The following is a 20676-nucleotide window of genomic DNA, read 5'->3' on the forward strand; positions in this document are numbered from 1 at the left end:
ATGGGATAGGGTCGATCGCACGAAGACATGAGGCGGAGGAGGGAGCGTCCGATGAAGATCGTGATCCCCGGGGGGACCGGGCAGGTCGGTACGGTGCTGAAGCGTGCGTGGACCGCCGCCGGCCATGACGTCGTGGTGCTCACCCGGCGGCCGCGGCGGCCGGGCGAAGTCGGATGGGACGGCCGGACGCCGGGGGAGTGGGTCGAGGAGGTCGACGGCAGCGACGTGGTCGTCAACCTGGCCGGCCGCAGCGTGAGCTGCCGCTACACCCCCGGCAATCTGAAGGCGATGATGGACTCACGCGTGGACTCCGCGCGTGTGGTCGGCGAGGCGATCTCGGCCGCCGCCGTGCCGCCCCGCGTCTGGCTGCAGATGAGCACCGCCACCGTCTACGCCCATCGCTTCGACGCCCCCAACGACGAGGCCACCGGCCTGCTCGGCGGAGCCGAAACCGGAGTTCCGGACTACTGGTCCTACAGCGTCGACATCGCCAGGGCGTGGGAGCGCGAACAGGAGCAGGCCGACACCCCGCACACCCGCAAGGTGGCCCTGCGCTCCGCCATGGTGATGAGCCCGGACCGGGGCGGTGTCCTGGACGTCCTGCTGCGGCTGGCGCGACTGGGGCTGGGCGGCTCCGTCGCGGGCGGTGCACAGTACGTGTCCTGGATCCACGACCAGGACTTCGTCCGCGCGGTCGACTTCCTCGTCGGCCGCGACGACATCACCGGCCCCGTGAACCTCGCCGCGCCGGCTCCGCTGCCCCAGCGCGCGTTCATGCGCGCACTGCGGAAGGCGTGGGGCATGCCGGTGGGTCTGCCCGCGACGCGGTGGATGGCCGAACTCGGCGCCCTCGTCCTGCGCTCGGACACCGAGCTGCTCCTCAAGAGCCGGCGCGTCGTCCCCGGCCGGCTGCGCGAGGCGGGGTTCGCCTTCGACCACCCCGAGTGGCCCGAAGCCGCCGACGACCTCGTACGGCGGGTGCGCGGGGGCCGGCGAGGAGGGCGGCGTCCCGGACGACAGGACCGGCGCACGCCGCTGCCGGAAGCCGGCGGACCGGCCTCCTGAGAAGAGGGGCGCCCCGAAAGGCACCCCTCTGTGCCGAGCCGAGGCCGTCAGCGTCCCCGTTCACCGCGGCGCGCCTCCCGGGCCCCGCGCCCCAGGACGGCCAGGGAACCCGCGGCCACCACGAGGGCGAGCACGCCCATCGGCGACGGCGGCGCCGACGTCCCGTCGAAGAGCAGGAACACCGCACCCAGGGCGATGAACACCGCCCCGCCGAGCAGTGACGTGGAGTGCGGCCGCAACGGGCCCAGTCGTACCGGCCGGCCACGCAGCCAGTGTCGCCTGGCCCAGGTCGAACCGGTCCCACAACGCCGCCGACCCGAACATCGGCACGGCCATGCCCACTACCGCAGGCGGCGCGAACCGAACCCCGGGCCCAGCAGTCGCGCCACCCCGAGGGCGATGACGAGCCAGCCGCCCGCCGTGACCAGCAGGTCGCGCTGCCCGTAGAAGAGGCGCCCGGCCGGCGAGCCCGCCACACCCAGCGGCACCATGGTCAGGCACAGCCCGGCGTAGAAGAGCGCGGTGCGTCCGAGCAGCCGGGTGCGGCTGGTGGACGAGTAGGCGAAGAACGCGGGCAGCAGAAGTGCCGAGCACGGGCTGAGCGGCGCCAGCAGTCCACCGAGGAAGGCGACCACGAAGCCCGGGTCACTCATCGGTGCCGCCCTGTGCGCGCGCCCCCGCGGCTGCCGCGGCTGCCTCGGCCGCCTCGATCGCTTCGGCGAAGACGCCCGTCGGCTGGGCGCCCGAGCCGGCCGAGGCGACTAAGGGATGGGCACCGCCTGTCCCGTGACCCGTGTGCGCGGGTCCCGCGGGCTCACGTCGATGAGCAGGTCGCTGGGGCGGCCCATGTCCTCTCCCTGGCGGATCGCGATGGTGCCGGGGCGGGTGACCAGGCCCAGTTCACGGAGGTACCCGCCGAACGCGGCGGCGGCCGCTCCCGTCGCCGGGTCCTCCACGACACCGCCGACGGGGAACGGGTTGCGGGCGTGGAAGCGCTCCGGCGACTCTCGCCACACCAGGTCCACCGTCGTCCAGCCGTGACGCCGCATGACCTCGGCGAGCCCGTCGAAGTCGTAGTCGAGGTCGGCCAGTCGGGCCCGGGACGCCGCGGCGAGCACCAGGTGGTCGTTGCCGCCGAACGCCACGTGCGGGGGCAGGGCGGGGTCCAGGTCGTCCGGAGCCCAGCCGAGCGCCCGGAGCGTCGGGTCCAGCTCCGCGGCGAGAGCCGGGCGGGAACGTGTCGGCACACTGGTGAGGGTGGCCCGCACGGCGCCGGCGCCGTCGGTCGCGGTGGACACGGCGATCTCGCCGGCGGGCGTGTCGAGGACGATCTCGCCGGGCCCCACCCGCCGCTCGGCGAGGGCGACCGCCAGCGCGACCGTCGCGTGCCCGCAGAACGCCACCTCGGCGAGCGGACTGAAGTAGCGGACCCGGAACCGCCGCGTCGCCGCGTCGCCGCCGGTGACGAAGGCCGTCTCGGAGTAGCCCACCTCGGCGGCGATCGCCCGCATCGCCGTGCCGTCGAGCCCGGAGGCGTCGAGGACCACTCCGGCCGGGTTCCCGCCCACCGGGTCGTGGGTGAAGGCGGAGTAGCGCAGGATCTCGGTCTCGTACGGCGGCTCGGAATGGTCGGCCACGTCGCTCGTTCGCGTCACGTCGGTGCTCATGCCCCACACGCTGCCACCCGGCTCCGATCGTGTCCAACGATCGATCTCGATACTCTCCATCGGGAAAACGCATAGGGTAGCTCGCGTGGACACCCGACTGCTGACGACCTTCACCACGCTCGCCCGCACCGGCGGCTTCACCGCCGCCGCCGCCGAACTGCACCTGGCCCAGTCCACCGTCACGGTGCACATCCGTACCCTGGAACGGGACCTCGGCGTCCGGCTCTTCGACCGCCTGCCCACCGGCGCGCTGCTCACCGACACCGGTCGCCGGCTCCTGGAGCGGGCCGAGGAGGTACTCGACACCGTGGCGCGGTTGCGCGCCGCGTGCGACGACGCCGGCGTCGTGTCGGGGCGGGTGGTGGTCGGCAGTCCGGAGTCCCTGTGCGCGAGCCGCCTGCCCGGCGTCGTCGCCGCCCTGCGGACGAGTCACCCCGAGGTGGACGTCCACCTGTACGCGGCCGGGACCGCGCAGTGCCTCGAAGGGCTGAGGTCCGGACGGCTCGACCTGGCTCTGCTGCTGGAGGAGGAGACCGAGTTCCCCGACGTGACGGGCGAACCCGTCGCCCGCGAGCCGCTCGCCCTCGTGTCCGCTCCCGGACACCCCCTTGCCGCCCGGGCGCACGCGGCGGGCTGGCCGGAGCTGGCGGCGGAGAGCTTCTTCCTCCTGGAGGAGGGCTGCTCCTACAGTGACGCGCTGGCACGGCGGTTGCTCGACGTTCCGGGCGGGCGGCCGAGGCTCACCCGGTTCGGGAGCGTGGACGCGGCGCGCAACTGCGTGGCGGCCGGGCTGGGGCTGACCCTGCTGCCGCTGACCACCGTGGCGGAGGAGCTGCGACGGGGGCGGCTGGTACGGGTCGACGGGCCGCGCTTCCCCGACGTACCGGTGCGGCTGGCCCGGCACCGCCGGCGGTGGACGGCACCGGCCGTGCGGGAGGTCGCGCAGGCACTCGTGCGGCACCTGGGCGACTGAGCGGTCCCCGCGCCGGAACAGCCCCGCGCCGGAACAGCCCCGCGCCGGAACACCCCGGGGCCAGTGACCCGCCTCAGTCGCCGGGGCGGCACGGCGCTGGTGCGCCCCGGCGGCTTCGTCGCCCGGCGCGGGGAGCGGGCGTCAGTCGAACGGGGTGAGGAAGTCCCGGGTCCGCAGCGGCCGGTCGACGATGCGGGTGTCGCCGATCCAGCCGTAGAAGCCCTGTCCGAAGGCCTCGTCGAACTGCGTGGCGCCGAGCACGAAGGGTTTGCCGAGGGTGGCGATGCCGGTCGAGGGCGCCGTCGGATTGCGGGCGATCTTCGAGCCGTCCACGTACATGACGGTGCGGCGGCCGTCGTTCACGACGGCGATGTGCATCCAGCGGCCCACCGGTACGGCGTGGCTCCACGAGGTGGGGTCCGCGTCCTGGCGGTGCGGGTAGACGACGAACTGCAGGAACCGCTCCGGGGACAGGTTGAGGCTGCACGTGGGTTCCAGCGGGGACCAGCCGGTGGTCTTGCCCGCGTCCCCGTTGCGCCCCTCCCAGCTGAGGATGCCCATCCAGCCGTGATCGCCCTCGAACGGCTCGGGCAGCCGCACGAAGGTCTCGATGGTGTACCCGCGCGGGAACCTCTCGCTGTTCAGCGGCGCCTTCGGCCCCGTACGCAGGACGGCCCCGCGGTCCGGCGCCTTGCCGCCGTCGAACCGGAGGCTGGCGTGCGCCGGCTGCCCGGGATGGTGGTCCGGCGACCAGGTGAGCGCCTCCGGGCCACTGGCGTGCAACCGGCCGACGGTGAGGTCGTTGCCGTGGCCGGACAGGTCGCGCACGACGGAACCGTCCGTGACCGGGCCGCCGTCCGGGGCGGTCGTCATGCCGGAGGTGTCGAACCGCCAGTAGGCGACCGTGCCGCGCGGCATCACCGCGGAGGCGGGACGGGGCTTCGGCACCACGACGGGGGAGAAGCCCCGGAAGCGCTCGTCGAAGTCGATGCTCAGGCTGAACCGGTCGGCAGGGCCGGTCAGTTCGACCGTCTCGGCCTCCAACGGCGCACGCCGCTCGGGATCGCGGGCCAGGAACCACGGCGCGAACGTCTCCACGTCGATCACGTTGCGCACCAGGTCGAACCCGTAGGCGCGGATCATGCCGGCGCCGCCGTAGTAGCGGTCCTGGTAGTTGGTGATGTGGACGTGGACATCGTTGTCGGCGTCGTTGGTGAGAACCGTCCGGCCGGGCGGCCAGTAGTGCCCGCCCAGGGCCAGGAAGATCTGGTCGTTGCCGCGGACGAGGCCGTCCCACAGCCGCCGCCCGTTGCCCGAGAGGGACGCCGAGCCGTCCTCCTCCGCCCAGGCCAGGTCGTGCGTGGTGAGGACGGCGGGCAGGGTCGGGTGCGCGTCGAGCACGCCCTGGGCCCAGGCCAGCCCCTTGTCGGAGATCCGCCAGTCCAGGGCGAGGACCAGCCACTCGCGGCCCGCGGCACGCAGGACGTGGTAGCTGTTGTAGCCGTCGGGCGAGGCGCCCCGGAAGGTCGGCATCGAGGCGTAGCGCCCGGGCCCGAACTCCCTCAGATAGGCGGAGTCGCCGCGCTGGTCGTCCGTCGACGAGGCGATGTCGTGGTTGCCCGCGAGCACGCTGTAGGGCACCTTGCCGTGCAGCGTGCGGAAGGTCTGGGCGGCCCGCCGGATCTCGTCCTCGGTGCCGTGCTCGGTGACGTCGCCGAGGTGGGTCATGAAGGCGATGTTGGCCTCGGACCGGTCGGCGGCGAGGTAGCGGAAGGTCTCCCGCAGTGGTGCCGGGTCGCTGCTGTCTGCGTCGAAGAGGTACTGCGTGTCCGGCAGGACGGCCAGCGTGAAACGCGCGCTGTCGGAGTCGAACCGCCTGCCGCCGGCCGACTCCGCGGCCCGCGCGGGCACCGCGTCCAAGGCCCCGACCGCCGCCGTGGCCACCCCGCCGGCCACGGCCGCTCTCAGTACCGTGCGTCTGCCGGGGCTCTCGTGCTGTTCCGCCGTGCTCATCTGGCCTCCAGAACCGGGAAGTTCACCGTGCGCGGCTCACGGTGCTCAGCGGCCGTGACCTCGTGGCGACGGTGAGCTGAACGCCGCATGGTGCGCGGCGGGCTACTGGAGGGGCTGGTGCTGCGGGAGTCGGCCCGGAGGATGCTCAGGCCTCGCCGTCCACCGAGGCGCGCAGCCGTGCGCCGGCCATCCGCATGTGCTCGGCCATCGACCGGTCCGCGGCCTCCGGATCGCGTGCGCGGATCGCCTGTCGGCGCGCTGTTGACCGAGGCGCTGAAGCAGGTCAAGCGCTGTTCCACGGCGTCGACGAACGGGTGCCGCTGGAGGGACTGCGCTTCGGGGTACGGGTGATGACCCGGCTGTGGCAGGGCTGCTGAGCACGGGCGGCGGTCAGTCGGCGGCGTCGACGCCGATGTGCAGGGCACCGACGTCGCCGAACGCGGGGGAGCCGTCGACGGCGGCGGCGATGACGACCTTGTGGGCCGAGGGCGGCAGCGTGGCGAGGTCCACGCTGACGGTTCTGCCCGGTCGGACCGTCGCTCGCCTGACGCAGCGAGGCGCGCAGCACACCCCTCGGCTCCCGGGTGTCGTCCAGCGCGTCGTGCGCCTTCGTCCGGGGGACGCCGTAGTGCGCGGCGAGCGTGCCGCGCTGCCGCCCGCGCAACCGCTCGGCCGCCAGACCGTGCACGTACGCCGGTCCCGGGTCGCAACCCGGGGCCAGCGGTGTCGAGAACGGGCGCACTGGACCGTGCCGCTCCGTGGCCGGACGCCCCCTGACACACTGATCGCGTGGCACCCGCTCAGCCCCCAGGAGGACTTCGCCATGACCGAGCAACCGCTGGACCGGGTCGCCCGGTACGAGCGACGGTTCAACACGCTCTTCGCGGAGTACTTCGACACACTGGGCGCGACGCTGGACGCGCCGTCGTTCAGCCGCTTCACCCCGGACTGCCTGGAACTGCTGCGCGACCTGTCCCTGCGCGGCGGCAAGCGGATGCGGGTGGTACTGCTCCACGAGGCCGCGCGGCTGGTGAGTGACGAGCCGGTCGAGGGGCTGGACGCCGCCGCGCTGAGCATCGAACTCCTCCAGACCCACGGCCTGGTGCACGACGACCTCATCGACGACAGCGCCACCCGCCGGGGCGGGCCTACGACCTACTACGCCTACCGGGAGCGGTTCCCCCGCCATCCGCGGGCGGCGCTCGGGCTCACCGTACTCGCGGGCGACCTCGCGCTCGCTCTCTCGCTGCGCGTGCTCCTGGACGCGGGGCTCCCGGTCGAGGTGCGTCAGGCCATGGTCGAGGTGCAGACACGGGCCGCGGCGGACACGTTCGTGGGCCAGATCGTCGACCTGGAGCGCGACTTCGCCACCGCGGTCCCGGACGACGAGATCCTGCACGCAGTGGCCGACCACAAGTCGGCCCGCTACTCGGTCCTCGCCCCCTTGCAGCTCGGACTCCTGGCCGCGGGCGAAGAACCGACCGCCCACGAGGAGGAGTTGCGTCGCTACGCGCGACTGGTCGGCATCTGCGGGCAGCTGCGCGACGACTACCTGGACCTGTTCGGCGACGCGGCCGCCATGGGCAAGCCGACCGGCACCGACATCCGCGAGGGCCGGCGCAGTTACACCGTCGCCCGCCTGCTGTCCGCCGTGAGCGGCGCCGAGCGCGCCGTCGTCGAGGAGGCGCTGGGAAACCCCGCCTGCACGCCGGAGGCCGTCGCCGCGGTCCGCGAGATCGGAGAGCGCCGCGGTGTCGCCGACCGGATGCGGGCGGACATGCGGGACTACGCCGAGCGGGCCCGCCTGGTGGCCGAGGGCTGGCGTCCGCGGTGGCGCGAGGAGGCGGTCACCTTCTTCGAGCTTCTGCCGCGGTGGAGCGTGGAACGGGCGGGGTGAACCCGCGAACGCGCACCTCGTCGCGGATCGCGGGAAGAACCGAAGGAAGGGAAGGGAGGATAATGGCCGAGTTGGTCCTGTCCGTTGGCATCGTGGCCGTCGTCGGAGGGTGTGTCTGCGTCGTGTGGGCGGCGCGGGGCGGTCCGCGCTGGGTGCGCGCGGTGTCCGCCGTGACCCTGGCGGCGGGCGAACTGGTGCGCGGCTCGAAGAGTTCCGGCCGCCGCGGGGGCGGTCACAACGACTCGGGCGACTGAACCGGCCCGTCTGACACCTGTTCCCCATGTCGCTCAAAGGGGAATTCGGGATCTTCCGCCCCGTGCGTCCGGTCATGCTCTGACCGGATGCGCCGCTGACCAGGCGCATCCGTGACGACGCGATCCCCTGGGGGAGAAGCATGACGCACTCGACGCGACAGGGCTCGGGACCGGACGGCCAGGCCGTGCTGCTGGTCGCCGGACTCGCCCACCTGGCGGTGAGCACGATCGGCTCGGCGGTGGGCGGGCTGCGCGGGCTCCTCGGCCGTTCGGACACCGCCGACCTGGTGCGGGAGGCGGAACGGGATCTCCAGGCCCGGGGCAGGCTCGCGCTGGACCGGTGCACGAACGTGCCCCCCGCCCACCTGGAGGTACTCGCCCAGCACGTACGGGCACGGCGGGCGGCCGACGGCGGCGATGTCTGAACCCTGGGACCCGGCCGCCTTCAAAACCCGCGTCGACGGCGTCCTGCGGAGCTTCCTCGACGAGGAGGCCGGCCACCTCGTGGCCCTCGACGACGCTCTCGCACCCGTGGCCGGGCAGTTGCGGAACGCGGCCGGGCACGGCAAACGGCTGCGAGCGGCCTTCTGCTACTGGGGCTGGCGGGCGGCCGGGCAACCGGACAGCGACGCCCTGGTACGGGCGGCGGCCGCCATGGAACTGGTGCACGCCGCGGCGGTCGTCCACGACGACCTCATCGACGACAGCGGCCTGCGCCACGGCCTGCCCACCACCCACGTCGCCCTGGAAACCGTACTGACGGCGGCCCCCGGGCCGGCCCGGGACGGCCGCCGGGTCCGCACGGCCGCCCGGTCCCTGGCCATGCTCGTGGGCGATCACCTGATGGCCCTCGCCGGGCAGCTGTTCACCACCAGCGGTCTCCCCGCCGCCTACCTCGCCCGCGCCCGGGGCCTGTGGGCCGCGCTGGCCCGCGAACTCATCGCCGGCGAGTGCCTGGAGATCCTGCACACCGGCGGACCACCGGACACCGCGACCTCCCTCAAGGTGGTCCGGTACAAGACCGCCAAGTACACCGTCGAGCACCCCCTGCTCATCGGCGGCCTGCTCGCCGGCGCCCCCGCCGCGCTGCGGGACACCTACTCCGCCTACGGCCTGCCGCTCGGTGAGGCCTTCCAGCTGCGCGACGACCTGCTCGGCCTGTTCGGCGACCCGGAGCGCACCGGCAAGGCGGGCCTGGACGACCTGCGCGCCCACCGGCCCACCGCACTGCTGGCCGAGACCTGGCGGACCGCCGACGCCTCCCAGCGGGAGCGGCTGCGCCACGTGCTGGGCCGCGGCGACCTGGACGAAACCCATCTGCGCGAGGTACGGGACCTCATGCTGGAACTGAAGGCGCCGCAACGGGTCGAGCGGATGATCCGCACCCGCGTCGAGCGGGCCGCCCGCGCCCTGGACGCCGCCGGGACACCACCGCGGGCGCGCCGGGCACTGCGCGAGCTCGCACAGCGGGCCACCGACCGCATCCACTGACGAGGAGACCGCGATGACCTACACCGAGACGTCGATGGACGCACTGCGCGGCAGCGGCGACGAACTGGCCGACGCCGTCGTCGCCACCCTTTTCGAGCGCGGCGAGGTCGGCAAGTTCAACTCCCTGATGCGTTACGTCTCCACCGCCGGCCAGGAACTCCCGGACGGCCTTCCGGGGGTCGCCCGGGAGTACCTGCGGGCAACCGGCACGCCGCCGCACTGGGTGGACTGGGCCGAGATGGAGAAGGCCCGCCTGTTCTTCATCGACAACAACGTGCACATCTCCACCGCGTTGTCGTTCGCGTCGATGCCCGCCTGCTACGTCGTCCCGCACGTCGCCCAGCTGCTGTCGGCCACCCACGGGCTGAGCTACCCCTCCAAACGCATGGCGGAGACCGGCCAGTTCACCGTCTACCTCATGCGACCGGACGCGTTCGAGGCCGGCGGACGCTTCATCCCGGCCGCCCAGAAGGTACGCCTGCTGCACGCCGCCATCCGCCACCACCTGAAGCGGGAGAAGCGCTGGGACACCGACACCCTCGGCGTACCGATCTGCCAGGAGGACATGATCGGCGGGCAGATGTTCTTCTCCCTGCTCGTCCTGGACAGCCTGCACCGTCTCGGCATCCACATGACCGCCGAAGGAGCGGACGCGTACTTCTACGCCTGGCGCGTGGTCGGTGCCGTCCTCGGCGTCGACCAGGCGGCCGTGCCCACCACGCTCGACGAAGGGCGGCAGTTCCTCGACCTGTACATGCTGCGCCACATGGGCCCTTCCGAGGAGGGCGCCCATCTGACGAGGCAGCTGATCGACCTGTACGAGGAAGTAGTCCCCGGCACCCTCTTCGACCCGGTCGTCTCGGCCCTGATCCGCTACCTCGTCGGGGACACGTGCGCCGACTGGCTGGACGTACCCCGCACCCGTTGGGACACCTTGGTGAAGGCCGCCCCGCGCCTCCTCGGCGTCCTGGAGACGATCGAGGACCGCTCACCCATGGGCGCGTGGGCGCTGGACCGGCTCGGCCACCTCACCACGATCCTCGAACTGTCCTCCCTCACCCGTGGACGCGTCATGCACTACGCCATCCCCGAACAACTGAAGAAGGACTACGGCGTCTCCGGTGCCGCCGCCCGCACCCGTCGATGGACCCCGCCGCCCGCGACCGTCTCCTGAGTCACGGTGTGCGCGGGCGGGCCGGCCCCGAGGAACCCCGTCAAGCGATGGAGGCCGAAATGACCGCGGAGACGGCCAGGTTGCAGGAGGCCGTCACCCACACCGCGGGGTGGGGCTCCGGCTCGACCAGCGTCGCGCCCAGCCGGCCCGGGGTGATCAGGTCGATGACGAGGAAGGCCACGGCCATCATCACGAGCCCCAGAAGCCCGAACGCCGCGGTGGACACCAGGCCCTTGCCGAAGTCCTCGTACGTCGTCCAGATGGAGGTGAACACGATGCCGCCGATGCCGAGCAGCGCGGAGCTGAGCACCATGGCCGCGTTGCGGTTGCGCTGCTCCCAGATCTGCCGGCCGAGCTTTCCGGGCGTCAGCACGTCGACCAGGACGATGCCGAGGACCAGGAGGACCAGGCCCAGGCCGCCGTAGGCGGTGGCACGGCCGAGTCCGTTGACGATGTCGCTCATGGGGTTGCCGGCTCCGTAGCGTGAGAGATCGTGAGTGATCGTGGTCAAGGCGCTGCAAAATCTAGCGCACCCGTTCGGCCCCTTGACTCCTGCGGTCCGGCAATCCGGGAATTCGGCCGGACGCGGAGTCAGGAGGCCGCCGCCAGTGCGCGGTTGCGGCGCACCGAGGACCAGAAGGAGGCGCTGATCAGGACCACGCCGATGAGACCGGTGACGATGTCGTTGATCTCGTACTGGATGGTCACCAGGAGGACGGTGGCGAGGGCGCCGATGGCGTAGTGGGCGCCGTGCTCCAGGTAGACGTAGTCGTCGAGGGTGCCCTGGCGGACCAGGTACACGGTGAGCGACCGGACGTACATGGCGCCGATGCCCAGGCCGATCGCCATCAGCACGATGTCGTTGGTGATGGCGAAGGCGCCGATGACGCCGTCGAAGGAGAAGGACGCGTCCAGGACCTCCAGGTACAGGAACATGAAGAACGCGGCCTTGCCGGTGAGGGCGACGGCCGAGCGGGGCTTGCCGGCGCGTTCGGCCTCTTCCTCGGCCGCGTGCTCGCGCTCTTCCTCCCGCTCGAGCTTCCCCTCGAAGTAGCCGGAGAGACCGCCGACGACCATGTAGGTGATCAGACCGGCGACACCGGCGAGGAGGACCGTCTCCGTCTTGTCGACGTGGGTGCCGCCGTGCTGGTGGGCATGGGCGCCGACGGTGACCGCCGCGACGAGCAGCACGATCAGGGCGATGCAGGCCGACAGCATGTCGACCCTGCCGAGCTTGGCCAGCGGGCGCTCCAGCGGGCCGAGCCACTTGATCTCCCGGTCCGTGAAGACGAAGTCGAGGAAGATCATCAGGAGGAACATGCCACCGAAGGCGGCGATCGACGGATGGGCGTCCGTCACCAGCTCCTGATAGCGCTGCTTGTCGGTCAGCGCCAGGTGGACCGCGGACCACGGGTTCAGCCGGGCGCTGATCGCCACGATCACCACCGGGAAGACCAGGCGCATGCCGAAGACGGCGATCAGGATGCCGACGGTGAGGAAGATCTTCTGCCAGAAGGCGCTCATCTTCTTCAGGATCCCGGCGTTGATCACCGCGTTGTCGAAGGACAGGGAGATCTCCAGCACGGCGAGGATGGCCACGAGGCCGAAGGCGGTCCACCCGTCGTACAGCACTCCCGCGGCCAGGCCCAGGGCAGTGACGACGAAGGCCCAACGGAACGTCTTCAATAGCACGGGCTGCTCACTCACTCCTGTTGTCGCGCTGTGCCGGGATGTGGCTTTTCGTTGCCAGTGCCCCTCACCGACGTTGTCTACCACGATCGTCCGCCGTCACCGGGGCAGGCCGGGTACGGCACCAGGCAGTCACTGAAATGGATCGGTTCGTTTCCTTGAGCGGTTCGTGTTTACGGGAGTAGGTTCGCCGCCATGACCGCATCCCGGGATCCGGCCGTCGCCGCGGAACTGCGCGGGGTCGGCCTGCGCGTGACCGCCGCCCGTCTCGCGCTGCTCGAGACCGTCCGACGAGGCGATCACCTCGGCGTCGAGGCGATCGCGTCCGGGGTGCGCCTGCGCGTGGGCCACGTCTCCCTCCAGGCCGTGTACGAGGGCCTGCACGCGCTCACCGCGGCGGGACTCGTGCGCCGCATCCAACCGCCCGGCGGCCCGGCGCGGTTCGAGGGACGGGTGGGGGACAACCACCACCACGTCCTGTGCCGGTCCTGCGGTGCGCTCGCCGACGTCGACTGCGCCGTCGGTGAGGCGCCCTGCCTGACCGCCTCCGACGACCACGGCTTCTCGATAGACGAGGCCGAGGTCATCTACCGGGGCCTGTGCCCCGACTGCTCCACCTCCGGCAGTTCCCCAGCACTTTGATCCGCCCCGTTCGGAAGGATTCCCATGTCCGAGAACCACGACGCCATCGTGACCGACGCGAAAACCGAGGAGGCGGGTGGCTGCCCGGTCGCCCACGGACGCGCCCCGCACCCCACGCAGGGAGGCGGAAACCGTCAGTGGTGGCCGGAGCGGCTCAACCTGAAGATCCTCGCCAAGAACCCGGTCGTCGCCAACCCGCTGGGTGAGGAGTTCGACTACGCGGCGGCGTTCGACGCCCTCGACCTGCCGGCCGTGAAGCGGGACATCGCCGAGGTGCTGACCACCTCGCAGGACTGGTGGCCCGCCGACTTCGGGCACTACGGCCCGCTGATGATCCGTATGGCCTGGCACAGCGCGGGCACCTACCGCATCAGCGACGGCCGCGGCGGCGCCGGCGCCGGCCAGCAGCGCTTCGCGCCGCTCAACAGCTGGCCGGACAACGGCAACCTCGACAAGGCCCGCCGCCTGCTGTGGCCCGTCAAGAAGAAGTACGGCCAGCACATCTCCTGGGCCGACCTGCTGGTCCTCACCGGCAACGTCGCCCTGGAGCAGATGGGCTTCGAGACCTTCGGCTTCGCCGGTGGCCGCGCCGACGTCTGGGAAGCCGAGGAGGACGTCTACTGGGGTCCCGAGACGACCTGGCTCGACGACGAGCGCTACACCGGCGACCGTGAGCTGGAGAACCCGCTCGGCGCGGTCCAGATGGGCCTGATCTACGTCAATCCGGAGGGCCCGAACGGCAATCCGGACCCGATCGCCGCCGCCCGCGACATCCGGGAGACGTTCCGCCGCATGGCGATGAACGACGAGGAGACCGTCGCGCTGATCGCCGGTGGCCACACCTTCGGCAAGACCCACGGTGCCGGTCCGGCCGACCACGTCGGCAACGACCCCGAGGCCGCCTCCATGGAGGAGCAGGGCCTGGGCTGGCGGAGCACCTACGGCACGGGCAAGGGCGGGGACGCCATCACCTCCGGCCTGGAGGTCACCTGGACCACGACCCCGACCCGGTGGAGCAACGGGTTCTTCAAGAACCTCTTCGAGTTCGAGTACGAGCTGGAGCAGAGCCCGGCCGGCGCCAACCAGTGGGTGGCGAAGGACGCCCCGGAGATCGTCCCCGACGCGCACGACCCGTCGAAGAGGCACCGCCCGAAGATGCTCACCACCGACCTGTCGCTGCGCTACGACCCGGTCTACGAGCCGATCTCCCGCCGCTTCTACGAGAACCCGGAGGAGTTCGCGGACGCCTTCGCCCGTGCCTGGTACAAGCTGACCCACCGTGACATGGGCCCGAAGTCCCTGTACCTCGGCCCCGAAGTCCCGGAGGAGACCCTGCTCTGGCAGGACCCGCTGCCCGAGGCCGAGGGCGAGGCCATCGACGCCGAGGACGTCGCGACCCTCAAGACCAAGCTCCTCGAGTCCGGCCTGTCCGTCGCGCAGCTGGTGTCCACCGCGTGGGCCTCGGCGTCCACCTTCCGCGGCAGCGACAAGCGCGGCGGTGCCAACGGCGCCCGCATCCGCCTGCAGCCGCAGCGCGGCTGGGAGGTCAACGAGCCCGACGAACTGGCGCAGGTCCTGCGGGTCCTGGAGGGCGTCCGGCAGGAGTTCAACTCCGGCGCCGGCGCCAAGAAGGTGTCGCTGGCCGACCTGATCGTCCTCGGCGGTACCGCCGCCGTCGAGAAGGCCGCCAAGGAAGCCGGCTTCCAGGTGGAGGTTCCCTTCGCCGCGGGCCGAGTGGACGCGACGGAGGAGCACACCGACGCCGAGTCGTTCGAGGCACTCGAGCCGACCGCCGACGGGTTCCGCAACTACTACGGCAAGGGCAACCGCCTGCCGGCCGAGTTCCTGCTGCTCGACCGGGCGAACCTGCTCACCCTGAGCGCGCCCGAGATGACCGTCCTGGTCGGTGGCCTGCGGGTCCTCGGTGCCAACCACCAGCAGTCCCAGCTCGGCGTCTTCACCAGGACGCCCGGCTCGCTGACCAACGACTTCTTCGCCAACCTGCTCGACCTGGGCACCACGTGGAAGTCGACGTCCGAGGACCAGACCACGTTCGAGGGCCGCGACGCCGCCACGGGCGAGATCAAGTGGGCCGGCAGCCGCGCCGACCTGGTCTTCGGCTCGAACTCCGAGCTGCGGGCACTCGCCGAGGTCTACGCGAGCGACGACGCGAAGGAGAAGTTCGTGCACGACTTCGTCGCCGCCTGGGTCAAGGTCATGAACCTCGACCGCTTCGACCTGGTCTGACCCACCGGCGTCCGGGCCGGGCCCGGCCATCCGCCCGGCCCGGACGCCCCGGTACTACGCCGTCCCGCGGAAGGTGTTGCGATACGCGCGCGGTGACACACCGAGCACCTCACGGAAGTGCTGGCGCATCGCGGTCCCGGTGCCGAAACCGGAACGGGCGGCGATGCGGTCGACCGGCTCGTCGCTGCGCTCCAGCAGCCGCCGGGCGTAGTCGAGACGCTGCCGGCCGAGCCACTGCATGGGCGTCACCCCGGTCTCCTGCCGGAACCGGCGGTTGAGGGTCCGCACGCTCATCGCCGCCTGCCGGGCGAGTTCGTCGAGGGTGAGGGGCTCGCCCAGCCGCTGGAGCGCGTACGTGCGGGCGGCGGCCGTCGAGCAGTCGTCCACCTGCTGGATCGGCCGGTCGATGTACTGCGCCTGGCCGCCCTCGCGATGGGGCGGCACCACGGTGCCGCGTGCCACCGTGTTCGCCACCTCCGCGCCGTGGTCGTCACGGATCATGTGCAGGCACAGATCGATCCCGGCGGCGACACCGGCCGAGGTGAGCACGCCCCGGTCGTCGGTGTAGAGCACGTCCGGATCGACGTCGACCTCCGGGTACAGCGAGGCCAGTTCGGCGCACGACTTCCAGTGCGTGGTGGCCCGGCGCCCCTCCAGCGCGCCGGCCGCGGCCAGCACGAACGAACCGGTGCAGATGGACGCCAGCCGGGCCCTCGCCGGAACCCGCTCCAGGGCCGCGCGCACCGGCGCGGCGAGCCGCCCCCGCTCCTGCGGCCCGTAGTCCTCCACGGCCGCCGGCACGACCACCGTGTCGGCGCTCTCCAGGGCCTTTGGCCCGTGGGGGACGTTGATGCTGAAGTCCGTGTCGGTGGCCACCTCGCCCGGTGCGGACGCGCACGTCACCACCGAGTACAAGGGCCGCCCGCCGTCGTCGGCGGCCGTTGTGAACAGGCGGTGCACGATGCCCAGCTCCATCGGCAGCAGTCCGGGACGTACGAACACCACCACCCGGTGCACCGCGTCGACCTTCGTGTTTCGCATGACCAGATCCTTTCACTCGGTGTCCATCCGGCCAGTGGTTTGTGTCCCGCACCCGGCGAAGGGTGGGGTGCATGCCCTACACGACCCGACACCCCCGCACCCTCCTCCACGGACACCGCGCCTGGTGGGTGGCAGCCGTCACCGGAATCGCGATCGTCGTCGCCGGTGCCTTCTCCACCATGCCCGGCATCCTCCAGGGCCCGCTGCAGCGCGACTTCCACTGGTCCCGCGGCTCCATCGGCCTCGCCGCGTCGCTGAACATGGTCCTGTACGGCCTCACCGCTCCGTTCGCCGCCGCGCTGATGGACCGCTTCGGGATCCGGCGGATCGCCGTCACGGCCCTGGGCGTGGTCGCCGGGGGAGCGCTGCTCACCACCGGCATGGCCGCCGCCTGGCAGTTCACCCTCTTCTGGGGCCTCCTCGTCGGCCTGGGCACCGGAGCCCTGTCCATGACCCTCGCCACCACCGTGGCGAACCGCTGGTTCACCGAGCGCCGCGGACTGGTCACCGGCATCCTCGCCTCGGCCGGTGTCCTCGGCCAGATGGTCTTCCTGCCCGCCCTTTCCTGGACCATCGACCACTACGACTGGCGCCCCGCCCTGGTCACCCTCGCCCTCGCCGCACTGGCCACCGCGCTCCTCGTCCGGCTCGCCCTGAGCGACCACCCCGCCGACAGCGGCCGACGCCCCTACGGCAGCCCCGTCTTCGTCCCCAAGCCGCCGCCCGTCCCCGGCGCCGCGCGCCGCGCCGTCACCGTCCTCGGTGACGCGGCCCGCACCGGTCCCTTCTGGCTGCTCGCCGCCGCGTTCGCCGTCTGCGGAGCCTCGACCAACGGCGTCATGTGGACCCACTTCGCGCCCGCCGCCCACGACCACGGCATGCCGGTCACCACCGCCTCCACACTGCTCGCCCTCATCGGTGTCTTCAACGTCGCCGGCACCGTCGCCGCGGGATGGCTCACCGACCGTGTCGACGCCCGCAGGCTGCTCGCCGTCGTCTTCACCCTGCGCGGCCTCCTGCTGGTGGCGCTGCCCCTGATCATGAGCGCGACCGTCACGCCGCCGATGATGGCCTTCGTCGTCCTCTTCGGCCTCCTCGACCTCGCCACGGTGCCGCCCGTCATCGCCCTGTGCCGCCGGTTCTACGGTGACGACAGCGCCATCGTCTTCGGCTGGACCAACGCGGCCCACCAGGTCGGCGCGGCACTGGCCGCCTTCCTCGGCGGCGTCGCCCGGGACACCTTCGCCGGCTACGACCCCGTCTGGTTCGTCCTCGGCGCGGCATGCGCCGCCGCGGCCCTCCTTGCCCTCACCGTGCGCCGTACCGGACCGCACGCGACAGCGGCGCCCCCGCCGGGTCGAAAAGCGGTGGCCGCCCGTGGGACGCGATGCTGAGATGGCGTGATGCGGAGCGAGACGGAGACGTCAGTGGTCGTGGACCGGGGGCGGCACCAGGACGTGGTGACCCCCTGGCAGGACGAGGCATGGCGGACCGCGGCCCTCGGCTGGGTGGAGGGCGAACTCGCCGCCCGTGGCCTGCGGGCGACGGGGGAGCGGCGGGTACGGCTGCGGCCCTGGTCCGTTCTGGCGCGGCTGTCCGTCGAGGGGCGCGGCGCGGTCTGGTTCAAGGCGAACCCGCCGGCCAGTGCCTTCGAGGGTCCGTTGACCGCGGCGCTGGCCCGCTGGGTGCCGCAGCACGTACTGGAGCCGCTGGCGGTGGACGCCGACCGCGGCTGGTCGCTGCTGCCCGACGGGGGACCGATCTTCCGGGACGTACTCGACCGGGAGGCCGCCGGTCCCGACGCCTGGGCAGAGCTGCTGCGCCAATACGCCGCCATGCAGCAGGCCCTGACGCCGCGCGTCCGCGAGATCGAGCGGCTGGGGGTCCCCGGCGCGCGGGTCACCGCAGTGCCCGACGTCTTCGACCGGCTCGACCACACCTCGCTGCGGCCGGAGGAACGGGAAAGCCTCCGGGAACTGCGCCCCCGCCTCCTGGAGTGGTGCGCGGAACTCTCGGCCCTGGACGTCCCGGACTCCCTCGACCACGCGGACCTGCACGACGGCCAGCTGTTCCACCCCGGGCCGGGCAGGTTCACGTTCTTCGACTGGGGAGACGCCGTCGTCTCACACCCCTTCTGCAGCCTGGCGGTTCCCGCCCGCCGGGCCCGCGAGCGATACGGGCCGCACGTGCTGCCGCGGCTGCGTGACGCCTACCTGGAGCCGTGGACGGGCGGAGGCCGGAGCACGGCGGAGCTACGCCGTGCGGTGAGCCTCGCGTGGCGGCTGAGTGCCCTGAGCCGGGCCGGTGCCTACGGCAGGCTGTTCCCCGCCGCGCACGGCGCCGCCGGTGCCGCGGTGGCCGGGGAGGGCGCCCGCTGCCTGCTGGAACTGCTCGACGAGCCGCCGGTCTAGACGCCGTTGTCAGTGGCGGATGCGAGGCTGCGAGGCATGGATGAGGTGGAGTTCATGCGGGGCAGGGTCTACGGCGCCGACCACGACGACCCCGGGCCGCGGGCCGGGCGCGTCTACGCCCAACTGGTGGGCGGCCCCCTGGACGGTCTGCTCCTGGACGTCACCGACCTCACCGAGCAGGAGCGCGGCCGGGGAGTGTCACTGGCGACCGAGATAGGCCGCTACGGCCCGGGCGGCCGCTCCGCGTACGGCCCGAGGCCGGACGACCCCCGCCGCTTCGACTGGTGGGGCGACGTGCCCTGACGACACCTCCCCGGCGGCCGGGGACCGGACCACTGAGGCGAGCGGAATGATCCGTGGCCGGTGAACGCGTGGATCGGTCCGGAAGGCAATTGCATTCCATTGGCTTCCGGGCCAATCCGCCGACCGCGCGGGACCGGATTACCGACGTGAGCGACGAAGAGAAGAAACCGCTGAATCCGGGGACAGGCACACGGCTCGGGCTGGGTGCGCTGAGTGGTCTCCTTGCGGGTGGCGCCGCGCTCGCCGTCGCCGAACTGGTGGCGGCGGCGGTACGTCCACAGGCCGGCCCGGTCGTCGCGGTCGGCGGGGCCGCCATCGACCGTACGCCGATCGCCGTGAAGGACTGGGCGATCCGCAACTTCGGCACCAACGACAAGCTGATCCTCCAACTCGGCATCCTCGCCGTCCTGTCGCTGTTCGCCCTGGCCCTCGGTGTCCTCGCCCTCCACCACCGGCGGACCGGGGCCGCGGGGGTCCTGGTCTTCGGGGCCGTCGGAGCGGCGGCGGCCACCAGCCGGCCCGACTCCACCAGCGTCACCGACGCCCTCCCGTCAGTCCTGGGGGCGATCGTCGGCGCGGGGCTCCTCTACGTCCTCGTCGGCCGCCTCCTGGCGCCACCCCGAAACGTGCCGGAAGCACCGGAAGAACCGGAAGCACCGGAAGCGGCACCGCGAGGGCACGGCGAAGGCTGGGACCGGCGCGGTTTCGTGATCGCGGCGACCGCCGCTGCCGCCGCCTCGGCCGGGGCGGGCGTACTGGGCCGGTTCCTGAACGGTTCCAGCGGCCAGGAGGCCGTGGCCTCCCGCAAGAACATCGACCTGCCTCCGCCCGACTCACGCGCCCCCGCGGTGCCCCGGGGCGCACAGGTCAGGGTCGCCGGTGTCAGCCCGTTCACCACGCCCAACGGCGACTTCTACCGGGTGGACACCGCCCTGGTGGTCCCCAAGGTGGACGCCACGGCCTGGCGGTTGCGCATCCACGGCAAGGGGGTCACCAGGGAGAAGACCCTGACCTTCGACGCCCTGCTGCGCCGCGAGCTGATCGAGCGGGACATCACCCTGACCTGTGTGTCCAACGAGGTCGGCGGCCCGTACGTCGGCAACGCCCGCTGGATCGGCGTCCGGCTCGACGACCTGCTGGAGGAGTGCGGCGTACGGCCCCCGTCGGCGGGCGGCCCCGCCGATCAGCTGGTGGCCCGCTCCGTGGACGGCATGACGATCGGCAGCCCGGTCGAGGACGTCATGGATGGCCGCGACGCGATGCTCGCCGTCGGCATGAACGGCCGACCGCTGCCGTTCGACCACGGGTTTCCCGTCCGCATGCTCGTCCCCGGCCTGTACGGATACGTGTCCGCCTGCAAGTGGATCAAGGACATCGAGCTGACCACGTTCGACGCGTACGACTCCTACTGGGTCAAGCGCGACTGGGCCCGCGAGGCCCCGATCAAGACCCAGTCCCGGATCGACACCCCGAAGCCGTTCGCCCGGCCGAGGGCGGGCGCGGTGATGGTGGCCGGCGTCGCCTGGGCCCAGCACCGCGGCATCGACAAGGTCGAGGTCCGCGTCGACGACGGGCCCTGGCAGGAGGCCACTCTCGCGGCCGAGGACTCGCGCGACACCTGGCGCCAGTGGTCCTACGCCTGGCAGGCCGCCAAGGGGGGCCACACCCTCACCGTGCGGGCGACCGACCGCACCGGCGAGGTGCAGACCGAGAAGCGCACCCGCACCGTTCCCGACGGCGCCAGTGGATGGCACTCCGTCGTGGTGACGGTCGAGTGACTCACAAGGCCAACCACCCTTCCCCCGCTCG

At 72.3% G+C, this 20676-nt stretch carries 18 protein-coding genes and 1 pseudogene; 13 read left to right on the forward strand and 6 right to left on the reverse strand.

Going from position 1 to position 20676, the window contains the following annotated elements; all coding sequences use genetic code 11:
• The first annotated feature begins 51 nt into the window (after positions 1-51).
• Complete coding sequence (locus ACFW48_RS12295) at positions 52-1065, forward strand: TIGR01777 family oxidoreductase (protein WP_386313300.1); 1014 nt, start codon at positions 52-54, stop codon at positions 1063-1065.
• Between the two features lie 47 nt (positions 1066-1112).
• Here ACFW48_RS12295 and ACFW48_RS12300 read toward each other — a convergent pair.
• Together ACFW48_RS12300 and ACFW48_RS12305 are read right to left on the reverse strand one after the other, a co-directional pair.
• A pseudogene (locus ACFW48_RS12300) lies at positions 1113-1718 on the reverse strand (cytochrome c biogenesis CcdA family protein).
• Positions 1719-1826: 108 nt separating this feature from the next.
• Positions 1827-2732, reverse strand: a complete 906-nt coding sequence (locus ACFW48_RS12305) for a PhzF family phenazine biosynthesis isomerase (protein ID WP_386313302.1) — start codon at positions 2730-2732, stop codon at positions 1827-1829.
• Positions 2733-2817: 85 nt separating this feature from the next.
• Here ACFW48_RS12305 and ACFW48_RS12310 point away from each other — a divergent pair, with 85 nt between their 5' ends.
• On the forward strand, positions 2818-3705 hold the full coding sequence (locus tag ACFW48_RS12310) for a LysR family transcriptional regulator (protein WP_386313305.1): 888 nt from the start codon (positions 2818-2820) through the stop codon (positions 3703-3705).
• Positions 3706-3846: 141 nt separating this feature from the next.
• Here the strand turns inward: ACFW48_RS12310 and ACFW48_RS12315 are convergent, their stop codons facing one another.
• The gene (locus ACFW48_RS12315) at positions 3847-5718 is read right to left on the reverse strand and encodes a LamG-like jellyroll fold domain-containing protein (RefSeq protein ID WP_386313307.1); all 1872 of its coding nucleotides are present in this window, start codon (positions 5716-5718) and stop codon (positions 3847-3849) included.
• Positions 5719-6541: 823 nt separating this feature from the next.
• Between ACFW48_RS12315 and ACFW48_RS12320 the strand changes: the two genes are divergently transcribed.
• From ACFW48_RS12320 to ACFW48_RS12340, 5 genes are all read left to right on the forward strand, one after another.
• Positions 6542-7615: a polyprenyl synthetase family protein gene (locus ACFW48_RS12320; RefSeq protein ID WP_386313310.1), complete on the forward strand. Its 1074-nt coding sequence runs from the start codon at positions 6542-6544 to the stop codon at positions 7613-7615.
• Positions 7616-7677: 62 nt separating this feature from the next.
• Complete coding sequence (locus ACFW48_RS12325) at positions 7678-7869, forward strand: hypothetical protein (protein WP_386313312.1); 192 nt, start codon at positions 7678-7680, stop codon at positions 7867-7869.
• Positions 7870-8009: 140 nt separating this feature from the next.
• Complete coding sequence (locus ACFW48_RS12330) at positions 8010-8294, forward strand: polyprenyl synthetase (protein ID WP_386313315.1); 285 nt, start codon at positions 8010-8012, stop codon at positions 8292-8294.
• The gene (locus ACFW48_RS12335; RefSeq protein WP_386313317.1) at positions 8287-9360 is read left to right on the forward strand and encodes a polyprenyl synthetase family protein; all 1074 of its coding nucleotides are present in this window, start codon (positions 8287-8289) and stop codon (positions 9358-9360) included. Before ACFW48_RS12330 ends, ACFW48_RS12335 begins: the two co-directional genes overlap by 8 nt.
• 13 nt (positions 9361-9373) lie before the next feature.
• Positions 9374-10534, forward strand: coding sequence for an oxygenase MpaB family protein (locus tag ACFW48_RS12340; RefSeq protein WP_386313319.1), 1161 nt, complete (start codon positions 9374-9376; stop codon positions 10532-10534).
• 40 nt (positions 10535-10574) lie between these two features.
• On the opposite strand, the gene ACFW48_RS12345 is transcribed toward ACFW48_RS12340, so the two are convergent.
• Both ACFW48_RS12345 and ACFW48_RS12350 read right to left on the reverse strand, forming a co-directional pair.
• The gene (locus ACFW48_RS12345; protein WP_386313321.1) at positions 10575-10997 is read right to left on the reverse strand and encodes a DUF350 domain-containing protein; all 423 of its coding nucleotides are present in this window, start codon (positions 10995-10997) and stop codon (positions 10575-10577) included.
• Positions 10998-11125: 128 nt separating this feature from the next.
• Entirely contained in the window at positions 11126-12226 is a 1101-nt protein-coding gene (locus tag ACFW48_RS12350) for a DUF475 domain-containing protein (protein ID WP_386313323.1), read from the reverse strand.
• A gap of 192 nt (positions 12227-12418) precedes the next feature.
• Here ACFW48_RS12350 and ACFW48_RS12355 point away from each other — a divergent pair, with 192 nt between their 5' ends.
• Together ACFW48_RS12355 and katG are read left to right on the forward strand one after the other, a co-directional pair.
• A complete protein-coding gene (locus tag ACFW48_RS12355; RefSeq protein WP_386313326.1) occupies positions 12419-12865 on the forward strand; it encodes a Fur family transcriptional regulator in 447 nt (148 codons plus the stop codon).
• A 24-nt stretch (positions 12866-12889) separates the two neighbouring features.
• Entirely contained in the window at positions 12890-15112 is a 2223-nt protein-coding gene (katG, locus tag ACFW48_RS12360) for a catalase/peroxidase HPI (RefSeq protein ID WP_386313328.1), read from the forward strand.
• A 54-nt stretch (positions 15113-15166) separates the two neighbouring features.
• Here the strand turns inward: katG and ACFW48_RS12365 are convergent, their stop codons facing one another.
• Positions 15167-16153 carry a GlxA family transcriptional regulator gene (locus ACFW48_RS12365; RefSeq protein ID WP_386313330.1) on the reverse strand — a complete coding sequence of 329 codons (987 nt, stop codon included), beginning with the start codon at positions 16151-16153 and terminating at the stop codon, positions 15167-15169.
• A gap of 71 nt (positions 16154-16224) precedes the next feature.
• On the opposite strand from ACFW48_RS12365, the gene ACFW48_RS12370 reads away from it, so the two are divergent.
• From ACFW48_RS12370 to ACFW48_RS12385, 4 genes are all read left to right on the forward strand, one after another.
• A complete protein-coding gene (locus tag ACFW48_RS12370) occupies positions 16225-17547 on the forward strand; it encodes an MFS transporter (RefSeq protein ID WP_386313333.1) in 1323 nt (440 codons plus the stop codon).
• 9 nt (positions 17548-17556) lie between these two features.
• Positions 17557-18564 carry an aminoglycoside phosphotransferase family protein gene (locus tag ACFW48_RS12375; protein WP_386313335.1) on the forward strand — a complete coding sequence of 336 codons (1008 nt, stop codon included), beginning with the start codon at positions 17557-17559 and terminating at the stop codon, positions 18562-18564.
• Between the two features lie 36 nt (positions 18565-18600).
• Positions 18601-18867 carry a hypothetical protein gene (locus ACFW48_RS12380; RefSeq protein WP_386313338.1) on the forward strand — a complete coding sequence of 89 codons (267 nt, stop codon included), beginning with the start codon at positions 18601-18603 and terminating at the stop codon, positions 18865-18867.
• Positions 18868-19013: 146 nt separating this feature from the next.
• Positions 19014-20645, forward strand: coding sequence for a sulfite oxidase (locus ACFW48_RS12385; protein WP_386313341.1), 1632 nt, complete (start codon positions 19014-19016; stop codon positions 20643-20645).
• Positions 20646-20676: the final 31 nt, after the last annotated feature.

This window comes from Streptomyces sp. NPDC058812 (assembly GCF_042744565.1).
In the GTDB taxonomy this organism is placed as follows: Bacteria; Actinomycetota; Actinomycetes; order Streptomycetales; family Streptomycetaceae; genus Streptomyces; species Streptomyces thinghirensis.